Source organism: Tepidiphilus succinatimandens, assembly GCF_006503695.1.
Lineage (GTDB): Bacteria > Pseudomonadota > Gammaproteobacteria > Burkholderiales > Rhodocyclaceae > Tepidiphilus > Tepidiphilus succinatimandens.
Genome location: NZ_SBIK01000034.1, coordinates 1 through 1,288 on the forward strand (window position 1 = coordinate 1; position 1,288 = coordinate 1,288).

Here is a 1,288-nt window from a genome sequence, read left to right on the forward strand (position 1 = left end):
CGGCGCGCGTCAAGCTACTTGTCGCCTCTGTCACGCAGCAATCGGCTGAATGTCTCCTCGGCTCACAGCCGTTGTGACCACAGAGTCGCGTTCAGGGTTGAGGGTAACGGCCCGGATGTGCGACCAGTCGCGTGTGCCGCGTGACCAGCGCGCGGGGTTGCGTTCGCGAGCCTGGAGGTAGACCTGGTGCCGAGCCGCAAGGATCGCGACGTCGTGGCCTTCATGGCGCTGTGCCGGGCTGACGTAGCGGATGCCGCTGTGCCTGTGATCGTGGTTGTACCAATGCACGAATTGGCGCGCCCACTCGCGCGCGGCGCACAGATCCGTAAAGCCCTTTTCTGGGAACTCCGGCCGGTACTTCGCCGTGCGGAACAGGCTTTCGACGAAGGCGTTGTCGTCGCTCACGCGGGGCCGTGAGTACGACGGTTTCACGCCCAGCCACCACAGCATGGCCAGCACGGTGGTGGCCTTCAGCGTGGCGCCGTTGTCGCCGTGCAGTACGGGTCGCTCGTCACGCGGCATGGCGTGAATGCCCTCGGCCAGCGCCGTGCGCTGCACGAGCCGCGCAGCGTGGTCGCAGTCGTCGTCCTCGTGCACCTCGAAGCCCACGATCTTGCGGCTGTACACGTCCATGATGAGGTACAGGAAGAACCAGCGTCCGGCGACATCCCTTGGCAGGAACGTCATGTCCCAGCACCACAGCTGTCGCGGCGCGGTGGCCACGTGAGTGGTCGGTGGCCGGCCCTTGCGTGGTGCCTTGGCGCGCCCGCGGTGACTCATTTGCCCCTGCGCACGCAGCACGCGGCGGAAGCTGGACTCGCTGGCGATGTAGACGCCCTCGTCAGCCAGCGTCGGCACGATGCGCGCCGGCGGCAGATCGGCGAAGCGCGGCTCGTTGGCCACGCTGACGATCTGCGCACGTTCGCGATCACTCAGCGCATGGGCTGGCGCCGGCCGCACGGCCTGCGGCCTGCCATCGCCCGATTCCAGGCCTTGGCCGGCCTTCCAGCGCTGCAAGGTACGCGCGCTGATCCCCATGAGTTCGCACGCTGGCTTCAGGCGCGCACCGGCATCGCAAGCCGCTTCGATGTCTCGGGCAATTTCCTGGCGATCTTCGAGGCCGATCATTCGTCCTCGCCCTTGTTCCTGTTGAAGATCGCCTCGGCTTTTTTTGACAGCACCAGCAGCGCCGCCGCCTCGGCCAGGGCCTTGTCCTTGCGGCGTACCTCTGGCTCGAGCTCTTTGATGCGGCGCCGATCCTCCTTGGTCTGCGAGGGGCTGGCACGTA

General features: G+C 66.8%; 1 pseudogene. It reads right to left on the bottom strand.

From position 1 onward, the window contains the following. Positions 1–30: 30 nt before the first annotated feature. Positions 31–1,288: pseudogene (locus EPD82_RS11810) on the bottom strand (IS3 family transposase); the annotation flags it as partial.